14 protein-coding genes are annotated in these 17,855 nt (G+C 63.0%); 9 read left to right on the top strand and 5 right to left on the bottom strand.

The genetic code is table 11. The annotated features are described in order from the left end of the window. Positions 1–369: 369 nt before the first annotated feature. From N2605_RS30035 to N2605_RS30055, 5 genes are all read right to left on the bottom strand, one after another. Positions 370–1,143 (bottom strand): SDR family NAD(P)-dependent oxidoreductase, encoded by a 774-nt coding sequence (locus tag N2605_RS30035; RefSeq protein WP_109142412.1) that lies wholly within the window; start codon positions 1,141–1,143, stop codon positions 370–372. A 143-nt stretch (positions 1,144–1,286) separates the two neighbouring features. Next, positions 1,287–2,429 (bottom strand): pimeloyl-CoA dehydrogenase small subunit, encoded by a 1,143-nt coding sequence (gene pimD, locus N2605_RS30040; protein WP_036021529.1) that lies wholly within the window; start codon positions 2,427–2,429, stop codon positions 1,287–1,289. Between the two features lie 183 nt (positions 2,430–2,612). Further along, positions 2,613–3,803 carry a pimeloyl-CoA dehydrogenase large subunit gene (gene pimC, locus N2605_RS30045; RefSeq protein WP_035997966.1) on the bottom strand — a complete coding sequence of 397 codons (1,191 nt, stop codon included), beginning with the start codon at positions 3,801–3,803 and terminating at the stop codon, positions 2,613–2,615. A gap of 19 nt (positions 3,804–3,822) precedes the next feature. Then, positions 3,823–5,517, bottom strand: coding sequence for a dicarboxylate--CoA ligase PimA (gene pimA / locus N2605_RS30050; RefSeq protein ID WP_260344369.1), 1,695 nt, complete (start codon positions 5,515–5,517; stop codon positions 3,823–3,825). 158 nt (positions 5,518–5,675) lie between these two features. After that, the gene (locus tag N2605_RS30055) at positions 5,676–7,772 is read right to left on the bottom strand and encodes a 3-hydroxyacyl-CoA dehydrogenase NAD-binding domain-containing protein (protein WP_260344371.1); all 2,097 of its coding nucleotides are present in this window, start codon (positions 7,770–7,772) and stop codon (positions 5,676–5,678) included. Positions 7,773–7,902: 130 nt separating this feature from the next. Between N2605_RS30055 and N2605_RS30060 the strand changes: the two genes are divergently transcribed. The 9 genes from N2605_RS30060 to N2605_RS30100 all read left to right on the top strand — a co-directional run bounded on the left by N2605_RS30060 (position 7,903) and on the right by N2605_RS30100 (position 17,751). Further along, positions 7,903–8,769 (top strand): IclR family transcriptional regulator, encoded by an 867-nt coding sequence (locus N2605_RS30060; protein ID WP_260347523.1) that lies wholly within the window; start codon positions 7,903–7,905, stop codon positions 8,767–8,769. 66 nt (positions 8,770–8,835) lie between these two features. Further along, positions 8,836–9,633: an ABC transporter ATP-binding protein gene (locus N2605_RS30065; protein ID WP_225134601.1), complete on the top strand. Its 798-nt coding sequence runs from the start codon at positions 8,836–8,838 to the stop codon at positions 9,631–9,633. Beyond that, complete coding sequence (locus N2605_RS30070) at positions 9,630–10,343, top strand: ABC transporter ATP-binding protein (RefSeq protein WP_035997952.1); 714 nt, start codon at positions 9,630–9,632, stop codon at positions 10,341–10,343. The genes N2605_RS30065 and N2605_RS30070 overlap by 4 nt, the downstream gene beginning before the upstream one ends. Before the next feature lie 13 nt (positions 10,344–10,356). Then, complete coding sequence (locus tag N2605_RS30075) at positions 10,357–11,235, top strand: branched-chain amino acid ABC transporter permease (RefSeq protein WP_035997949.1); 879 nt, start codon at positions 10,357–10,359, stop codon at positions 11,233–11,235. A 2-nt stretch (positions 11,236–11,237) separates the two neighbouring features. Further along, on the top strand, positions 11,238–12,257 hold the full coding sequence (locus N2605_RS30080; protein ID WP_036021517.1) for a branched-chain amino acid ABC transporter permease: 1,020 nt from the start codon (positions 11,238–11,240) through the stop codon (positions 12,255–12,257). Positions 12,258–12,287: 30 nt separating this feature from the next. Then, the gene (locus tag N2605_RS30085) at positions 12,288–13,523 is read left to right on the top strand and encodes an ABC transporter substrate-binding protein (RefSeq protein ID WP_036021515.1); all 1,236 of its coding nucleotides are present in this window, start codon (positions 12,288–12,290) and stop codon (positions 13,521–13,523) included. A gap of 116 nt (positions 13,524–13,639) precedes the next feature. Further along, entirely contained in the window at positions 13,640–14,866 is a 1,227-nt protein-coding gene (locus N2605_RS30090; RefSeq protein WP_260344380.1) for an ABC transporter substrate-binding protein, read from the top strand. A gap of 248 nt (positions 14,867–15,114) precedes the next feature. Next, entirely contained in the window at positions 15,115–16,344 is a 1,230-nt protein-coding gene (locus N2605_RS30095; protein WP_035997935.1) for an ABC transporter substrate-binding protein, read from the top strand. 177 nt (positions 16,345–16,521) lie between these two features. Then, positions 16,522–17,751, top strand: a complete 1,230-nt coding sequence (locus N2605_RS30100) for an ABC transporter substrate-binding protein (protein WP_035997932.1) — start codon at positions 16,522–16,524, stop codon at positions 17,749–17,751. The last annotated feature ends 104 nt before the right edge of the window (positions 17,752–17,855 follow it).

Raw genomic sequence — 17,855 nt, forward strand, 5'->3', positions numbered from 1 at the left:
CCTTGGCGTTTTCTTTGGGCGTCTTCCCTGGAGGGGTCATTGTGTCGCGCCAAAGGGAGCGGATTAGGGCGGCAAGGTCAAGGTTTGGATCAGTGGGGGCCGCTGCTCTTCCTTCTCCCCTTGTGGGAGAAGGTGGCATAGGCGGCCGTCGGCCGCCGTTCTCAAGAACGCCGAAGCAAGGCTTCGGCTACGGCGCCGGATGAGGGGTATGCTTCGGCGAACACAGCCGCAAAAGAGTCACGTGCGGAGGGATACCCCTCACCCGTCTCGCCGCTTCGCCATAGCCGATGCGAAGCATCGGCGTTCTTGAGAACGGCGGCCGAAGGCCGCCTATGCCACCCTCTCCCGCAAGGGGAGAGGGGAAGAACCCTACACCGCCGCCGTCGTCACGCCGCCGTCGATGACGATGGTTTGGCCGGTCATGAAGCTAGAGGCGTCGGAGGCGAGATAGGCGACGGCGCCGGCGATCTCGTCGGGCTCGCCGATGCGGCGGAGCGGCGTGGTGGCGGTGCGGCGCTTCAGATTGGCTTCGTCTTCCCAGAGCGCGCGGGCGAAGTCGGTCTTGACCAGGCCGGGCGCGATGCAGTTGACGCGGACGCCTTTCGGACCCCATTCGCCGGCGAGCGAACGGCACAGCGCGAAGTCGGCGGCCTTGGAGATGCCGTAGGCGCCAATCACGGTGGAGCCGCGCAGGCCCCCGATCGAGGAGATGATGATCACCGAGCCCTTGCCGCGCTCGGCCATTTGCGGGATCGCGAGCGCGGAGAGCCAGATGTTGCTCTTGACGTTCGAGCCCATGATCTTGTCGAAGGCTTCGTCGGTGATTTCGAGCAGCGGGCCGTAATAGGGATTCACGGCGGCGTTGCAGACGAGAATGTCGATCTTGCCGTAATGCTTCGTCGCGCCCGCGATCAGCGCCTCGACCTCGTTCTTGCGCGCGATGTTGCAGGGAATGACGATGGCATCGCCGCCAGCGGCATTGATGCCGTCGGCGACTTCCTTGCAAGCGTCGGCCTTGCGCGAGGAGACAACCACCTTGGCGCCTAACTTGGCGAGCAACTCGGCGGAGGAGCGGCCGATGCCGCGGCTGGAGCCGGTGACCACGGCGACCTTGCCGGTGAGATCGAACGGGGTGTTCTTCATTGTTGTTGCCTCCTCCTGGTCATTCCGGGGCGCGCATAGCGCGAACTACGATGCGCAATTGCGCATCTGAGAATCCATTTCACCGCACGTATTGCCGCCCGATGGATCCCGGGCTCGCGCTTCGCGCGCCCCGGGATGACAGGTCAGATCAACCCGCCCGCATCCGCGACGCGGCGCTGGTGGTAGTCGGTGTCGCCAAAGGTGTTCTCGATCATGGTGAGGCGCTTGAAGTAGTGGCCGATCTTGGCCTCCATGGTCATGCCGATGCCGCCGTGGAGCTGGATCGACTGCTGGCCGACGAATTTCAGCGATTTGCCGATCTGCACCTTGGCCGCGGCGATCGCGTTGCTGCGCTCCTTGGCGTCCTCGAAGTCGTTCGCCATGGTCGCGAACATCGACATCGAGCGCGCCTGCTCGGTGGCGACGAACATGTCGGAGGCGCGGTGCTGCAGCGACTGGAACGAGCCGATCGCGACGCCGAATTGCTTGCGCGTCTTGATGTACTCGACCGTGGTCTTGAGCGATTCGTCCATCAGGCCGACCGCCTCGGCGCAGAGCGCGACGCGGGCTTCGTCCACCACGCGCTCGATCAGCGCGAGCGAATCCTCGGGGTTGCCGAGCACGGCGTCGGGACCGACCTCGACACCGGTGAAGGTGATGTCGGCGGCGTGCAGGCCGTCCTGGGTCGGATAGGACTTTTTCGCGACGCCCTTGGCATTGGCCGGAACCAGAAACACGCCGATGCCTGACTTGTCGCGGCGGTCGCCCTTGGTGCGCGCGGTGACGATCAGGGTATCCGCGTTCTCGCCGTTCAGCACGACGAACTTCTCGCCGTCGATCACGTAGGCATCGCCCTTCTTCTTCGCGGTCGTGGCGACGTCGAACAGATCGTAGCGCGAGTTCTTCTCGAGCTGGGCGAAGGCCAGCGTCTTGCTGCCGTCGATGATGCCGGGCACGTGCGCGGCCTTCTGCGCATCGGTGCCGGCATGACGCAGGAAGCCGCCGCCGATCACCACCGTCGCCAGATAGGGCTCGAGCACCAGCGCCTTCCCGAGCGCTTCCATCACGATCATGGTCTCGACACCGCCGCCGCCGAAGCCGCCGTCAGCCTCGCTGAAGGGCAGGCCCAAAAGTCCCTGCTCGGCGAGCTTGAGCCAGACCGTTTTGCTCCAGCCGCCCTTCTCCGCCATGTACTTCTTGCGCTGCTCGAAATCGTAGGAATCGGTCAGCAGGCCGTCGATGCTTTCCTTGAGAAGCCGCTGCTCCTCGGACAGATCAAAATCCATTTCTTTGGTTCCTCGTACCCGGACTTATTTGACTTCGTCATTCCGGGATGGCCCGAAGGGCCAGGCCCGGAATCCATTTCGCCTCAGCGTATGGGCCCGATGGATTCCGGGTTCGCGACTTCGTCGCGCCCCGGAATGACGGTGGAAAGATTGCCCTCCCCGCGGTCGCGGAGAGGTGGCAGATCACAGCCCCAGCACCGCCTTGGCGATGATGTTGCGCTGGATCTCGTTGGAGCCGCCGTAGATCGAGACCTTGCGGTTGTTGAAGTAGCTCGGCGCGATCTGGGCGGTCCAGTCCATGGCTTCGTTCGAGCCATCGTCGCCGTGCACGTCGTAAGGCGCGGCGAACGGGCCGATCACTTCCATCAGCAGCTCGGTGGTGGTCTGCTGGATCTCCGAGCCCTTGATCTTCAGCACCGAGGAGGCCGGATTGGGCTTGCCCTTGCCGTGCTTGCCTTCGTCGGCGACGACGCGCAGCTGGGTGAGCTCGAGCGCCTTCAGCTCGATCTCGCAGGCCGCCAGCTTCTCGCGGAAGGCGGGATCCTGGATGATCGGCTTGCCGGCGGATTCGACCTTCGAGGCCAGATCCTTGATGCGGCGGATGCGCTCCTTGGAGACGCCGACGCGGGCGATGCCGGTGCGCTCATTGCCGAGCAGGAACTTGGCGTAGTCCCAACCCTTGTTCTCCTCGCCGATCAGGTTCTCGTAGGGAACCTCGACGTCATCGAAGAAGACCTCGTTGACCTCACGGCCGCCGTCGATGGTCTGGATCGGGCGAACGGTGACGCCCTTCGACTTCATCGAGAACACGATGAAGGAGATGCCCATCTGCTTCTTGGCGTTGTTGTCGGTGCGGCAGAGGCAGAAGATCATGTCGGCGTGCTGGGCGAGCGTGGTCCAGGTCTTCTGGCCGTTGATGATCCATTTGTCGCCACGGCGCTCGGCCTTGGTCTTGAGCGAGGCGAGGTCGGAGCCGGAGCCGGGCTCGGAAAAGCCCTGGCACCACCAATCGTCGACATTGGCGATGCGCGGAAGATATTTCTTCTTCTGCTCCTCGTTGCCGAAGGTGTAGATGACGGGGCCGACCATGCTGACGCCGAAGGCGAGCGGCTGCGGCGCCGGATAGGACTGCAGCTCCTCGTTGAAGATGTAGTGCTGCACGCTGGTCCAGCCGGTGCCGCCATATTCCTTCGGCCAATGGCTGACGCCCCAGCCCTTCTTGTTGAGGATGCGCCACCACGTCACCATCTCGTCCTTGGAGAGGTGACGGCCCTCGACCAGCTTGCGCCGCGTATCCGGCGGCACGTTGTCGCGGAAGAACTGCCGCACTTCGTCGCGAAACGCCTGCTCTTCTCTAGTGAATGCGAGATCCATTGGATCCTCCTGTGAAACGTTACTTCATTTTCGTCATTGCGGGGGCATCGGCAGCGCGAATCCCGGACGACGGTTTCTGCTGCTGGCGCAATTCGTGGCGCGACAATTTGCCGACCGGCGTGCGCGGCAGGTCGTCAACGAACTCGACCGCGGCCGGCAATTCGTGCTTGCCGAGCTTGCCGGCAAGCTGCGCGCGCAGCTCCTCGAGCGAGAACGGCTTTGCCTCGGGCCTCAATTTGATGAAAGCCTTGGCTGCCTCGCCGCGATAGGGATCGGGAATGCCGAGCACGATCACCTCATGCACGCCCGGAATGGTGTAGATCGCCTGCTCGATCATCTGCGGGTAGACGTTGAAGCCGCCGGAGATGATCATGTCCTTCTTGCGGTCGACCAGGAAGAAATAGCCGTCGGCATCGACATAGCCGATGTCGCCGGTGAGAAAGCGGCCATCGACGAAGGCTTCCGTGGATCCCTCCGGCTTGTTCCAGTAGCCCTTGGTGACGTTCGGGCCCTTGATGCGGATCTCGCCGATTTCGCCCGGCGGCAGCACGCGCCTGGGATCGTCGAGCGCGACGACGTCGAGCTCGATGCCGGGCAGCGTCAGGCCGATCGAGCCCGGTTTCTCGGGGCCCTCGGGCGGATGGCCGGTGCCGGGCGAGCAAGTCTCGGTCATGCCCCAACCGCTCTTCAGCTTCTTGCCGACCTTGCGCTCGAAGAAGCTCGCGATCTCCACCGGCAGCGGCGCGCCGCCGGAGCCGATGGTGACGAGCGAGGAGAAGTCGCGTTTGTCGAGATCGGGCAGCGCGGCGATCGCGATCCACATCGTCGGCACGCCTGGGAAATACGTCGCACGCTTGACCTCGATGTCGCGCATCACGGCTTCGACGTCGAAGCGCTGATGCAGCGAGATCAGATTGCCGCGGCGGAGCGAGGACAGCAGCACCACCGTGAGCGCGTAGATGTGGAACAGCGGCAGCACGCAGATCACGCGCTCGATTGTCTCGCCGCGCGCGGCACGGGCCGGCTTGCCCCAGACGTCGTAGATCGACACCGCCGAGGTGAGATTGCCGTGCGTGAGCATCGCGCCCTTCGGCAGGCCGGTGGTGCCGCCGGTATATTGCAGCAGCGCGACGTCGTCGGCCGCAACGACAGGCCATTGCGCCGGCGCGATGGCGCCCTCGACGAAAGCCGCGAACGTGACGATGCGGGGATCGTCGGGGATCGCCGCCTGCGGCGTGCCGACCTTGCCCCAATGATCATCCTCGCAGACGACGAGCTTGTCGATCAGGCCCTTCTCCAGGAATTTCAGCGCGGTCGGCAGCAGGGCCTGGAGGTTGGAGGTGACGAGCAGGCGCGAGCCGGAATCGGTGATCTTGTGCGTCAGCGCGATCTCGCCGTCGAGCGGCGACAGATGCGCGACGCGGCCCCCGGCCTTCAGCGCGCCGAAGAAGCTGACGGGATGATCGGGCGTGTTGCCGAGGAACAGCGCGACCGAGCTGTTCCTGCCGATGCCAGCGCGCAGGAACGCCGCGGCGGCGCGATCGGCCAAGCTTGCGAGCTCGGTGTAGCTGATGGGCCGGTCGCGGAATTCCAGCGCGGCGCGCGGGCCATAATCGGCGGCGGCCTTGGCGAGAAGGTCCGGCAGCGTGCCCTGGACGATGGTGTCGTCCCACCGCACGCCCTCGGGATAAAACTGTTCGCCGGGATGGGTCATTTTCCTGATTGCTCGAGCGAACAACTAACACAGACCGTCATTCCGGGGCGCGACGAAGTCGCGAGCCCGGAATCCATAACCACCAGCTGGGGTTATGGATTCCGGGCCTGCGCCTTGCGGCGCATCCCGGAATGACGAAGGTTGGGACGAAGCCCCGATCACGCTGCTTTCGACTCCGCAGCCAGCGACGCAAACGTCTTGCCCTCCGCGGCGAGCTTCTTCAGCAGCGGGGCGGGCTCGAGGCTCGGATCGTTGGTCTCCTTGGCGTAGAAGGCCAGACGATCGGCGATGTGCTTGAGGCCGACGCTGTCGGCCCAGAACATCGGGCCGCCACGGTAGATCGGCCAGCCATAGCCGTAGAGCCAGACCACGTCGATGTCGCTGGGACGCGCGGCGATGCCCTCTTCCAGGATCTTCGCGCCCTCGTTGATCATCGGATACATCATGCGCTCGAGGATCTCCTCGTCGCTGACGATGCGCTTCTTGCGGCCGAGACGCAGCAAGGTCTCGTCGATCAGCTTCTCGACGTCGGGGTCGGGCAGCGGCGCACGAGAACCCTGCTCGTACTTGTAATAGCCCTTGCCGGTCTTCTGGCCGAAGCGGCCGGCCTCGCACAGCGCGTCCGCGATCTCCGACTTGATGCCGCGATCTTTCCGCGAGCGCCAGCCGATGTCGAGGCCGGCGAGATCGCTCATCGCGAACGGGCCCATCGGCATGCCGAACTTGGTGACGACGGCATCGACCTGCTGCGGCAGCGCGCCCTCGAACAGCAGCTTTTCCGATTGCTTGCCGCGCTGGGCCAACATGCGGTTGCCGACGAAGCCGTCGCAGACGCCGACCACGGCCGGCACCTTGGCGATCTTGCGCGCGATGGTCACGGCCGTGACCAGCGCATCGGGCGCGGTCTTGTCGGCGCGCACGATCTCGCACAGCTTCATGACGTTGGCCGGCGAGAAGAAGTGCATGCCGAGCACGTCCTGCGGACGCTTGGTCGACTTCGCGATTTCGTCGATGTTCAGATACGAGGTGTTGGAGGCGAGCACGGCACCCTGCTTGGCGTACTGGTCGAGCTTGCCGAACACCTCCTTCTTCACCGCCATGGTCTCGAACACGGCCTCGATGACGAGGTCGGCATCGCCGACATTCTCGATGCCGACCTTGCCGTCGATCAGCGCCATGCGCTTGGCGGGCGCATCGGCCGGGATGCCGCCGCGCGCGGCGGTCGCTTCCCAGTTCTTCTGCATTACGCCCATGCCGCGCTTGAGCTGCTCCTCGCCGGTCTCGATCAGGGTGACGGGAATGCCGGCATTGGCGAAGGACATCGCGATGCCGCCGCCCATGGTGCCGGCGCCGAGAATGGCGACGCGGTTCACGGGCCGCGGCTTGGTGCCTTCAGGAACGCCGGCGATCTTGTTGGCCTCGCGCTCGGCGAAGAAGGCGTAGCGCTGCGCCTTGGACTGGTCGCTGGCGACGAGCTTGAGGAAGCCCTCGCGCTCCTTCTTCAGGCCTTCGTCGAACGGCAGGTCGATGGCGTAGCCGACGGCATCGGCGGCGGCGAACGGCGCCTCGAGGCCGCGCGACTTCTTGGTCATGGCGGCGACCGCATTGGTAAAGATCGAGCGGTCGGCCTTGGCGGCTGCGAGCTTGGAATCGTCGTCGCGCAGGCGGCGCAGCGGGCGCTTCTCCGCGAGCAGCTTGCGCACGAAAGCCTCGCCGCCGGAGGCCGGGCCCTCGACGATCTCCTCGATCAGGCCGTTCTTCAGCGCCTCCGCCGCCCCGATCGGGTCGCCGCCGACGATCATCTTGACCGCAAGCTCCGGGCCCACCGCACGGGGCAGGCGCTGGGTGCCACCGGCGCCGGGCAGAAGTCCGAGCTTCACCTCGGGCAGGCCGAGCTTGGCCTCTTTCACCGCGACGCGGAAATGGCAGGCCAGCGCGACCTCGAGGCCGCCGCCGAGCGCGGTGCCGTGGATCGCGGCAACGACCGGCTTGGGCGAGTTTTCGATCTCGGACAGCACGTCGTTGAGCGCGGGCGGCTTCGGCGGCTTGCCGAACTCGGTGATGTCGGCACCGGCAATGAAGGTGCGACCGGCGCAGGTCAGCACGATGCCCTTGATGGCGGGATCGGCGATCGCGGCCTTGATGCACTCGAGGATCCCGCCGCGGACTGCGGCACTCAGCGCATTGACCGGCGGGCTGTTGACCGTGACGATCCCGACTTCATCATGACGCTCAAGCTTGACCACTTCGCTCACGGTGTCCCTCCTTGGTGGGGATTTACATTTATTCGATTTCGCATTGCGGAATTTAATTCCGCATCTTGACGGCAGGGTTATTTTGAAGCACGGACGTTGTCAACGACTCCGCGCAAGAAGCAGATCAGGGATGAAGCGTACAGGAAAGAAGACCGCGACCGATCGGAATTTCGTCGTCGCGCTTTCCCGCGGACTGGAAGTATTGCGCGCGTTCGAACCCAATGACGGCCTGCTGGGCAATCAGGAGATTGCGTCCCGCACCAATCTGCCCAAGCCCACCGTGTCGCGACTGACCTACACGCTGACCAAGCTTGGCTATCTGACGCCGGTTCCCCGCTTCGAGAAGTACCAGCTCGCCCCGGCAGCGATGTCGCTCGGCTACGCGGCGCTGGCCAATCTGGGCGTTCGGCATTTGTCCGAGCCGTTCCGCGAAGAGGTGATGCGCGCGACCGGCGGCGCCGTCGCCGTCGGCGGCCGTGACCGCCACAGCATGATCTATTTCGGGCAGAGCCGCGGCAGCGAGACCGTCGGCGTTCAACTTGACGTCGGCTCGCGCGTGCCGATTGCAACCAGCGCGATGGGCCGCGCCTATTTCTGGGCACTCGATGACGAAGGTCGCGCCGAAGTGTCGCGCATCCTGCGCGAACATTACGGCAGCCGCTGGCCGAAGATGCGCGAGGGCTTGGAACGTTCCGGCGAGACGGTCGCGAAATACGGCTTTGCGATTTCGGTCGGCGATTGGCACGACGACATCGGCGCGGCCGGCGTCGCGCTCAAGCTCAACGACGGAACCGGGCCTTACGCATTCAATTGCGGCGCGCCCGCATTCCGTTTCACGGAAGAGCGTTTGATCAACGACATTGGACCGCGTCTCTTAGCGATGGTAAGGAACATCGAGGCGGCGCTCGGGGGTCTGATGCCGCATTCAAAAAAAGACAGCAGCAAAAAGCTGAAATCAGGAGGAAAAGTTGCGCGTGTGGCCGAGGGATTCAGATAGCCTTTGTCATCATCGGGAGCGGCTCGCATCGCCCCATCGCTCACTGTACGTCGTGAGCGAGACGAGATGACGCAGGCACAGCTCGCGCAGGGTAGATCGCCCCTGCTCGCGGTTCGCGACGTCAGCGTCGTGTTCGGCGGCATCGTCGCGCTCAACGGCGTGTCCTTCGACATGCACAAGGGAGCCATCCTCGGATTGATCGGCCCGAACGGCGCCGGCAAGACCACGCTCTTCAACTGCCTGTCGCGGCTGTACCAGCCGTCGTCCGGCGACATCTTGATGGACGGCGTGAGCATCCTGACGCGGCCGCCGCACCGGATCGCCGAGATCGGCATCGGCCGCACCTTCCAGAACGTGGCGCTGTTTCCCAACCTTTCGGTGATGGACAACGTCCGCGTCGGCGCCCATTCGAAGACCTCGAGCGACATTATCAGCGACTCCCTGAAGCTTGCCTGGGTCCGGCGCAGCGAGACCAGCATCAACAAGAAGGTGCACGAGATCCTTGCTTACCTCGACCTCGAGGACGTCGCCCATACCGTCGTGTCCGGCCTACCGTTCGGTACGCAGAAGCGGGTCGAGCTGGCGCGTGCGCTGGCGGCCGATCCGAAGATCCTGCTGCTCGACGAACCCGCCGGCGGCCTCAACCACGAGGAAGTTCATGTGCTCGGCGATCTCATCCGCAAAATCCGCGACGAGCGCCATATGACCGTGCTCCTGGTCGAGCATCACATGGGCCTCGTGATGTCGATCGCCGACCATGTCGTCGCGCTGAATTTCGGCAAGAAGCTCGCGGAAGGCACGCCCGCCCAGGTGCAGGCGGACCCGGACGTCATCAAGGCCTATCTCGGGAGCAAGGATCAATGACGCCACTGCTCAACGTCAAGGACCTGCGCGCTTATTACGGCCAGGTCCAGGCGCTCCATGGCCTTTCTTTCTCGCTCAACGAGGGCTCGCTCGTGACGCTGCTGGGCGCCAACGGCGCCGGCAAGACCACCACACTGCGCGCGATCTGCAACATGGTGCGCTCCACCGGCGGCGTCGAGTTCGAAGGCAAGCCGCTGAACAACCGTTCGACCGAGAGCATCGTGCGGTTCGGCATCGCCCACGTGCCGCAGGGCCGCGGCACCTTCACCAACATGACGGTGGAAGAGAACCTCCAGCTCGGGGCCATCACCCGCAAGGACCGCGCCGGCATCGTCTCCGACATCGAGCGCATGTACGCGCATTTCCCAGTGTTGAAGCAGCGCCATACCCAGCAGGCCGGCACGCTCTCCGGCGGCGAGCAGCAGATGCTCGCGGTCGCCCGCGCGCTGATGCTGCGACCGCGGCTGATGCTGCTCGACGAGCCCTCCTTCGGCCTCGCGCCGCTGGTGGTGCGCGACCTGTTCGGCATCCTCGGCAAGATCAACCGCGAGGACAAGGTCTCGATCCTGGTGGTCGAGCAGAACGCCCAGCTCGCGCTCGAGCTCGCCGACCAGGCCTATGTGATCGAGACCGGGCGCATCGTGATGTCGGGCAAGGCCAAGGACATCGCGAACAACGAAGAAATCCGCAAATCCTATCTGGGTTACTGAGGGAGCCGGCACAATGGAGCTGTTCACCAACCAGGTCCTGGCCGGCATCGCCACGGGGGCGATTTATGCCTGCATGGCGCTCGCCGTGGTCATGATCTACCAGGCCATCGACCATCTCAACTTCGCGCAAGGCGAGATGGCGATGTTCTCGACCTTCATCTCATGGCAGCTGATGCAGTGGGGCGTGTCTTATTGGGCTGCCTTCCTGATCACGCTGGCATTTTCTTTCGTTGCCGGCATCGCGATCGAGCGCATCCTGTTCAAGCCGCTCGTCAAAGCGCCGGTGCTCACCAACGTCGCCGGCTTCATCGCGCTGTTTGCGATCATCAACTCCTCGGCGGGCCTGATCTGGGACTTCACGATCAAGCAATATCCGACCCCGTTCGGCTCCGCACCGTTCCTCGGCAGCCAGCTGATCTCGACGCACCAAGCCGGCATGATCGGCGTCACCGTGGCGCTGCTGCTCGCGCTCTATTTCTTCTTCCAGTACACGCGCATCGGCCTTGCGATGCGAGCCGCAGCGTCGGTGCCCGAATCGGCCCGCCTCGTCGGCATCAACACGAGCTGGATGATCGCGCTCGGCTGGGGCATGGCGACCGCGATCGGCTCGATCGCCGGCATGCTGATCGCGCCTGTCGTATTCCTCGAGCCGAACATGATGGGCGGCGTGCTGATCTACGGCTTCGCCGCGGCGGTGCTCGGCGGGCTGTCGAGCCCGTTCGGCGCCGTGGTCGGCGGCTTCCTGGTCGGCGTGTTCGAGAATCTCGCCGGTACCTACATTCCCGGCGTCGGCAATGAGCTGAAACTCCCGATCGCGCTCGCGCTGATCATCTCCGTCCTGGTCGTCAAACCCGCTGGTCTGTTCGGCCGGCATATCGTCAAGCGAGTTTGATCATGAGCGCAGCAGAAGAAGTCGTCGCCGAGGGCCACGAGGCGGTCGAGGCGGTTCCGAAGCGGGCCATGACGCTGGGCACCGGCACGTCGCTGGTGGTGCTGGCCGCGCTGTTGATCGTGCCGATGTTCGTCAAGAACTTCATCATCTTCCAGATGACGATGCTCCTGATCTACGGGCTCGCGGTGCTGGCGCTGAACATCCTGACCGGCGGAAGCGGCCAGTTCTCGCTCGGCCAGAGCGCGTTCTACGCCGTCGGCGCCTATGTGTCTGCGGTGCTGATGGAACATGCCAACGTCAACTACGCGCTGACCATTCCGATCTCCGCCGTGATTTGCTTCGGATTCGGTTACCTGTTCGGCAAGCCGGCGCTGCGGCTGTCGGGCATCTATCTCGCGCTCGCGACCTTTGCGCTCGCGACCGCGATGCCGCAGTTGCTCAAGCTGAACTTCCTCGAGCACTGGACCGGCGGCGTGCAGGGCCTCGTCGTCACCAAGCCAGACGCACCGTTCGGCTTGCCGATGTCGCAGGACATGTGGCTGTACTACTTCACGCTTGCCGTGACGGTCGCGATCTACATCTTCTCGGTGAACCTGTTGCGCTCCCGCTCGGGCCGCGCCTTCATGGCGATCCGCGACAACGAGATCGCGGCCTCCTCCATGGGCGTCAACGTCGCGCTGTACAAGACGCTGGCCTTCGGCGTGTCCGCCGGCATCACCGGCGTTGCCGGCTCGCTCGGCGCCATCGCGGTGCAGTTCGTCGCGCCCGACAGCTACACCATCACGCTCGCGATCTCGCTGTTCCTCGGCATGGTGGTCGGCGGCGTCGGCTGGCTGCCCGGCTCGTTCGTCGGCGCGGCCTTCATCATCTTCGTGCCGAACATGGCGGAGAGCATCTCCAAGGGCCTCTCCGGCGCAGTGTTCGGCGTGCTGCTGTTCCTCGTCATCTACCTCGTGCCGCATGGCGCAAGGCAGGTCGCGATCCTGGGCCAGCAACTCGTCGGCAAGCTCAGGAAGAACTGAAGACCCGTTGAATTAACCAAGGAGACCGAATTGTATTTTGGAAGAACACTGCGAGCCGCCGCGCTGATCACGGCAACGGCGGCCATCACTCTCACCTCCGGCGCTGCACTCGCCCAAAAGAAATACGACACCGGCGCGTCCGATACCGAGATCAAGATCGGCAACATCATGCCGTACAGCGGTCCGGCGTCGGCCTATGGCATCATCGGCAAGACCGAAGAAGCCTATTTCAAGATGATCAACGACAAGGGCGGCATCAACGGCCGCAAGATCAACTTCGTCACCTATGACGACGGCTATTCGCCGCCAAAGGCCGTCGAGCAGGTTCGCAAGCTGGTCGAGAGCGACGAGGTGCTGGTCGTTTTCAACCCGCTCGGCACGCCCTCGAACAGTGCGATCCAGAAGTATCTGAACTCCAAGAAGATCCCGCAGCTCTTCGTCGCGACCGGCGCCACCAAGTGGAACGACCCGAAGAACTTCCCCTGGACCATGGGCTGGCAGCCCTCCTACCAGAGCGAAGCGCAGATCTACGCGAAGTGGCTGATGAAGGAGAAGCCGGACGCCAAGATCGCGATCCTCTACCAGAACGACGATTTCGGCAAAGACTACCTCAAGGGCACCAAGGACGGCCTCGGCGCCAAGGCCTCGTCCATGATCGTCATGGAGGAGAGCTACGAGGTCTCCGAGCCGTCGATCGACGGCCATATCGTCAAGATCAAGGCCGCCAATCCCGACGTGCTGCTGATCTACACCACGCCGAAGTTCGCGGCCCAGACCATCAAGAAGACCGCCGAGCTCAGCTGGAAACCGCTCCAGATCCTCACCAACGTGTCGATCTCGGTCGGCAGCGTGATGAAGCCGGCTGGCTTCGAGAACGCGCAGGGCGTGCTGTCGGCCGCCTACGCCAAGGACTCCACGGATCCGCAATGGGCCAACGACCCAGGCATGAAGAAGTGGAACGAGTTCGTCGACAAGTACATGCCGGGTGCCGACAAGTCGGACACCAGCATGGTCTACGGCTATGGCGCCGCGTCAACGCTGGCCAAGGTGCTGGAGATGTGCGGCGACGATCTCACTCGCGCCAACATCATGAAGCAGGCCGCCTCGTTGAAGGACTTTGCCCCGGATACGCTGCTGCCCGGCGTCAAGATCAACACCAGCGCCACCGACTTCGCTCCGATCGCGCAGCTGCAGATGATGCGCTTCAAGGGCGAGAAGTGGGAACTGTTCGGCGAGATCATCAGCGGTGACGTCGCCTCCGAGTGACGCGTGACGCGATGATCGAGGACGAGGAGCCCCCGCGGACAGTCGCGGGGGCTTTTTGTTGACGACAGGCGCCAATCTTGTTCAATGCGATCGATCCATCCCGGGGTAGGAGAGCAATGGCCGCCGTTCGTTCCCAGGTTGCGACGCTCTGGGCCGCGCTTGCCTTGTGCACTGCAATGAGCGGCGAGGCGCTGGCGCAGAAGAAATACGACAGCGGCGCGTCCGATACCGAGATCAAGATCGGTAACATCATGCCCTACAGCGGTCCGGCCTCCGGCTATGCTGCGATCGGCAGGACCGAGGAAGCCTACTTCAACAAGATCAATGCCGAGGGCGGCATCAACGGCCGCAAGATCAGATTCATCTCCTATGACGACGGCTATTCGCCGCCGAAGACGGTGGAACAGGCGCGAAAACTGGTCGAGAGCGACAACGTGCTGCTGATCTTCGGCTCGCTCGGCACCTCCACCAACAGCGCCATCCGCAAGTACATGAACGAGAAGAAGGTGCCGCAATTGTTCGTGGCGAGCGGCGCCTCGAAATGGAACGACCCCAAGCAATATCCCTGGACCATGGGCTGGCAGCCGAGCTACGTCAGCGAGGCCCGGATCTATGCCAAATACATCATGAAGGAGAAGCCAAACGGAAAGATCGGCGTGCTCTACCAGAACGACGATTTCGGCAAGGACTATCTAAACGGGTTGAAGGAGGGCCTCGGCGCCAAGGCTTCGATGATCGTGCGGGAGGAGGCCTACGACACGTCCGAGCCCGCAATCGACGAGCGAGTCGTGAAGCTGAAGGCGGCCGGCGCCGATATCTTCATCAGCCTCACCAACCAGAAATTCGCCGCGCAGGGAATCAAGAAAGCCGCGGAGATCAACTGGCATCCGATGCACATCATCTCCAACGTCTCGGCTTCGGTCAGCGGCGTATTGGAGCCGGCGGGCATTGAAGTCTCGCAAGGCATCCTGTCGGCGACCTACACCAAGGACGGCTCCGACCCGCAGTGGAATGCCGACGACGGCATGAAGAAGTTCTACAGTTTCCTCGCGCAATACGAGCCCAGGGCCAACAAGCTCGATGCCGGCGTCGTGTACGGCTATGCCGCCGCACAGACCATCGTGAAGGTGCTGCAGATGTGCAGCGACGATCTCACCCGCGAGAACGTCATGAAGCAGGCCGCCAGCCTGAAGGACTTCGCACCCGACACGCTGCTGCCAGGCATCAAGATCAACACCGCGCCCGACGATTTCGCCCCGATCGAGCAGCTGCAGATGATGCGCTTCAAGGGCAGGAAATGGGAGCTGTTCGGCGACATCATCTCGAGCGAGATGAGCCACTGAACGACGCAATTCAAAATAGCCGCCTTCTCGTAAAGCAACTCAAGCGGTGAGTTTGCCCCGCAAAAAGAATCTCACGCGCCGGAATATTCAGCACCGCCTTCGACGAGATCGCCGCCTGCGCGAGGCCCGTGCAGGCGTTCTTCTTGCTGACGGCCGTGGATAGGTATTGAATGCGTGACGGAGCGACGCGCAACGATCGCTCCCAACAAGAACAAACGACACATTCAATCCTGTCCAGGGAGATCAAAATGCCTGCAATGCATGTGCGATTGGGGGCCTTCTCGGCTGCCCTCGTGCTAGCCGCCACGCTGTCCACGACAGCGCTCGCGCAGAAGAAATACGACACCGGCGCATCCGACACGGAGATCAAGATCGGCAACATCATGCCCTATAGCGGTCCCGCGTCCGCCTACGGCGTGATCGGCAAGACCGAAGAGGCCTATTTCCGCAAGATCAACGCAGAAGGCGGCATTAACGGCCGCAAGATCAACTTCATCACCTATGACGACGCCTATTCCCCGCCGAAGACCGTGGAGCAGGCGCGCAAGCTGGTCGAGAGCGACGAGGTGCTGCTGATCTTCAACTCGCTCGGCACCCCGCCGAACTCGGCGATCCAGAAGTACATGAACCAGAAGAAGGTTCCGCAGCTGTTCGTCGCCACCGGCGCCACGAAGTGGAACGACCCGCAGACCTTCCCGTGGACGATGGGCTGGCAACCCAACTACCAGATCGAGTCGATCATCTACGCCAAGTACATCCTGAAGAACCATCCGAACGCCAAGATCGCCGTGCTCTACCAGAACGACGATTACGGCAAGGACTATCTGAAGGGGTTCAAGGACGGGCTCGGAGCCAAGGCCGCCTCGATGATCGTCATCGAGGACAGCTACGAAGTCTCCGAGCCGACCATTGACTCCCACATCGTCAAGATGAAGTCGACCAACGCCGACGTGTTCTTCAACATCACGACGCCGAAATTCGCGGCACAGGCGATCAAGAAGAACGCCGAGATCGGCTGGAAGCCGCTGCACTTCCTCAACAACGTCTCGGCCTCGATCGGCAGCGTAATCAAGCCGGCCGGATTCGAGAACGCGCAGGACATCATCTCGTCGCAATATTTCAAGGATCCGACCGACGCGCAGTGGAAAAACGACAAGGCGATGATCGCCTGGAACGAATTTCTGGATAAGTACTATCCGGAAGCGAACCGCGCCGATGCCTCGGTAATGTACGGCTACATCGTCGCCCAAGGCCTCGTTCACGTGCTCAAGGCATGCGGCGACAATCTGACCCGCGAAAACATCATGAAGCAGGCCGCCAACATCAAGGACTTCGAGCCGGCGGGCCTGTTGCCGGGCATCAAGGTCAACACCTCGGCCACCGACTTCGCGCCGCTGTCGCAGCTGCAACTGATCCGGTTCAAGGGCGAGCATTGGGTGCCATTTGGCGAGGTGCTGAGCGGCGACGTCGGCGGCTGACCATTAACCACTTGCTCAAGATGTAGCCAAATCGAGTAAAGACGCAGCCCCTGCGGCCATGCCGCAGGGGCTTTTCCTTGAAGCGTTCAGGCAAATCGTATTGAATTGCGGCCGCGTCGCGAAGAAAAACGAGACAAGAAAAGGGACGCACACACAAAGAAAAACAGGGAGATTGGAATGCCTGCTGTCACCGGCAAGCTTGCGGCCGCATCATTGGCGCTCGCGCTCATCGCGGCCTCGGCCTCAACCGCAACGGCCCAGAAGAAATACGATACCGGTGCGACCGATACCGAGATCAAGATCGGCAACATCATGCCCTACAGCGGACCGGCCTCCGCCTACGGCATCATCGGTCGCACCGAAGCCGCCTATTTCAAGAAGATCAACGAAGAGGGCGGCATCAACGGCCGCAAGATCAATTTCGTCTCCTACGACGACGCCTACTCGCCGCCGAAGACGGTGGAGCAGGCGCGCAAGCTGGTCGAGAGCGACGAGGTGCTGCTCGTCTTCAACTCGCTCGGCACGCCGCCGAACTCCGCGATCCAGAAATACATGAACTCGAAGAAGGTGCCGCAGCTGTTCGTAGCCACCGGCGCCACCAAGTGGAACGATCCGCAGAACTTCCCGTGGACCATGGGCTGGCAACCCAACTACCAGAGCGAGACGCAGATCTACGCGAAATACATCCTCAAGGCCATGCCGAACGCCAAGATCGGCGTGCTCTACCAGAACGACGATTACGGCAAGGATTACCTGAAGGGCCTGAAGGACGGCTTGGGGGCCAAGGCCGCGAGCATGATCGTGCTGGAGGAAAGCTACGAGACTTCGGAGCCGACCATCGACAACCACATCGTCAAGCTGAAAGCCACCGGCGCCGACGTCTTCATCAACATCACCACGCCGAAGTTCGCGGCGCAGGCGATCAAGAAGATCTCCGAGATCGGCTGGAAGCCGACCCACTTCCTCAACAACGTCTCGGCCTCGGTCGGCAGCGTGATCAAGCCCGCCGGCTTCGAGAATTCGCAGGACATCATCTCGGCCGCCTATCTGAAGGACGTCTCCGATCCGCAGTGGAAGGACGACGCCGGCATGAAGGCGTTCCTGGAGTTCATGACGAAGTACTTCCCCGAGGGCGACAAGCTCGACGGCGGCACCATCGTCGGCTACGGCGTCGCGCAGACGCTGGTCGAAGTGCTGAAGAAATGCGGCGACAATCTCACGCGCGAGAACGTCATGAAGCAGGCGGCGAGCCTGAAGGACTTCCGCACCGAAGTGCTGCTGCCCGGCATCAAGATCAGTACCGGGCCGAACGACTTCGCACCGATCAGCTCGCTGCAGCTGATGAAGTTCAAGGGCGACAAGTGGGACCTGTTCGGCGAGGTGATCAGCGCCGACGCCGGCGGCTAGAAGCTTCAAAGCCCGGACGACGAGCCCCCTGCGCTGATCGCGCAGGGGGCTTCTGCTTGTGTGGCAATTATGATCACGCGATTGCACAATCGAATGACGGCGAA

It is taken from the genome of Bradyrhizobium yuanmingense (assembly GCF_025200905.1).
GTDB lineage: Bacteria > Pseudomonadota > Alphaproteobacteria > Rhizobiales > Xanthobacteraceae > Bradyrhizobium > Bradyrhizobium yuanmingense.

What these genes read in the sequence shown, in the direction of transcription:
- N2605_RS30065 (WP_225134601.1), top strand. Translation starts at nt 8,836, where the DNA reads ATGACGCAGGCACAGCTCGCGCAGGGTAGATCGCCCCTGCTCGCGGTT.
- N2605_RS30090 (WP_260344380.1), top strand. Translation starts at nt 13,640, where the DNA reads ATGGCCGCCGTTCGTTCCCAGGTTGCGACGCTCTGGGCCGCGCTTGCC.
- N2605_RS30075 (WP_035997949.1), top strand. Translation starts at nt 10,357, where the DNA reads ATGGAGCTGTTCACCAACCAGGTCCTGGCCGGCATCGCCACGGGGGCG.
- N2605_RS30080 (WP_036021517.1), top strand. Translation starts at nt 11,238, where the DNA reads ATGAGCGCAGCAGAAGAAGTCGTCGCCGAGGGCCACGAGGCGGTCGAG.
- pimC (WP_035997966.1), bottom strand. Translation starts at nt 3,803, where the DNA reads ATGGATCTCGCATTCACTAGAGAAGAGCAGGCGTTTCGCGACGAAGTG.
- N2605_RS30070 (WP_035997952.1), top strand. Translation starts at nt 9,630, where the DNA reads ATGACGCCACTGCTCAACGTCAAGGACCTGCGCGCTTATTACGGCCAG.
- N2605_RS30100 (WP_035997932.1), top strand. Translation starts at nt 16,522, where the DNA reads ATGCCTGCTGTCACCGGCAAGCTTGCGGCCGCATCATTGGCGCTCGCG.
- pimD (WP_036021529.1), bottom strand. Translation starts at nt 2,429, where the DNA reads ATGGATTTTGATCTGTCCGAGGAGCAGCGGCTTCTCAAGGAAAGCATC.
- N2605_RS30095 (WP_035997935.1), top strand. Translation starts at nt 15,115, where the DNA reads ATGCCTGCAATGCATGTGCGATTGGGGGCCTTCTCGGCTGCCCTCGTG.
- pimA (WP_260344369.1), bottom strand. Translation starts at nt 5,517, where the DNA reads ATGACCCATCCCGGCGAACAGTTTTATCCCGAGGGCGTGCGGTGGGAC.
- N2605_RS30060 (WP_260347523.1), top strand. Translation starts at nt 7,903, where the DNA reads ATGAAGCGTACAGGAAAGAAGACCGCGACCGATCGGAATTTCGTCGTC.
- N2605_RS30035 (WP_109142412.1), bottom strand. Translation starts at nt 1,143, where the DNA reads ATGAAGAACACCCCGTTCGATCTCACCGGCAAGGTCGCCGTGGTCACC.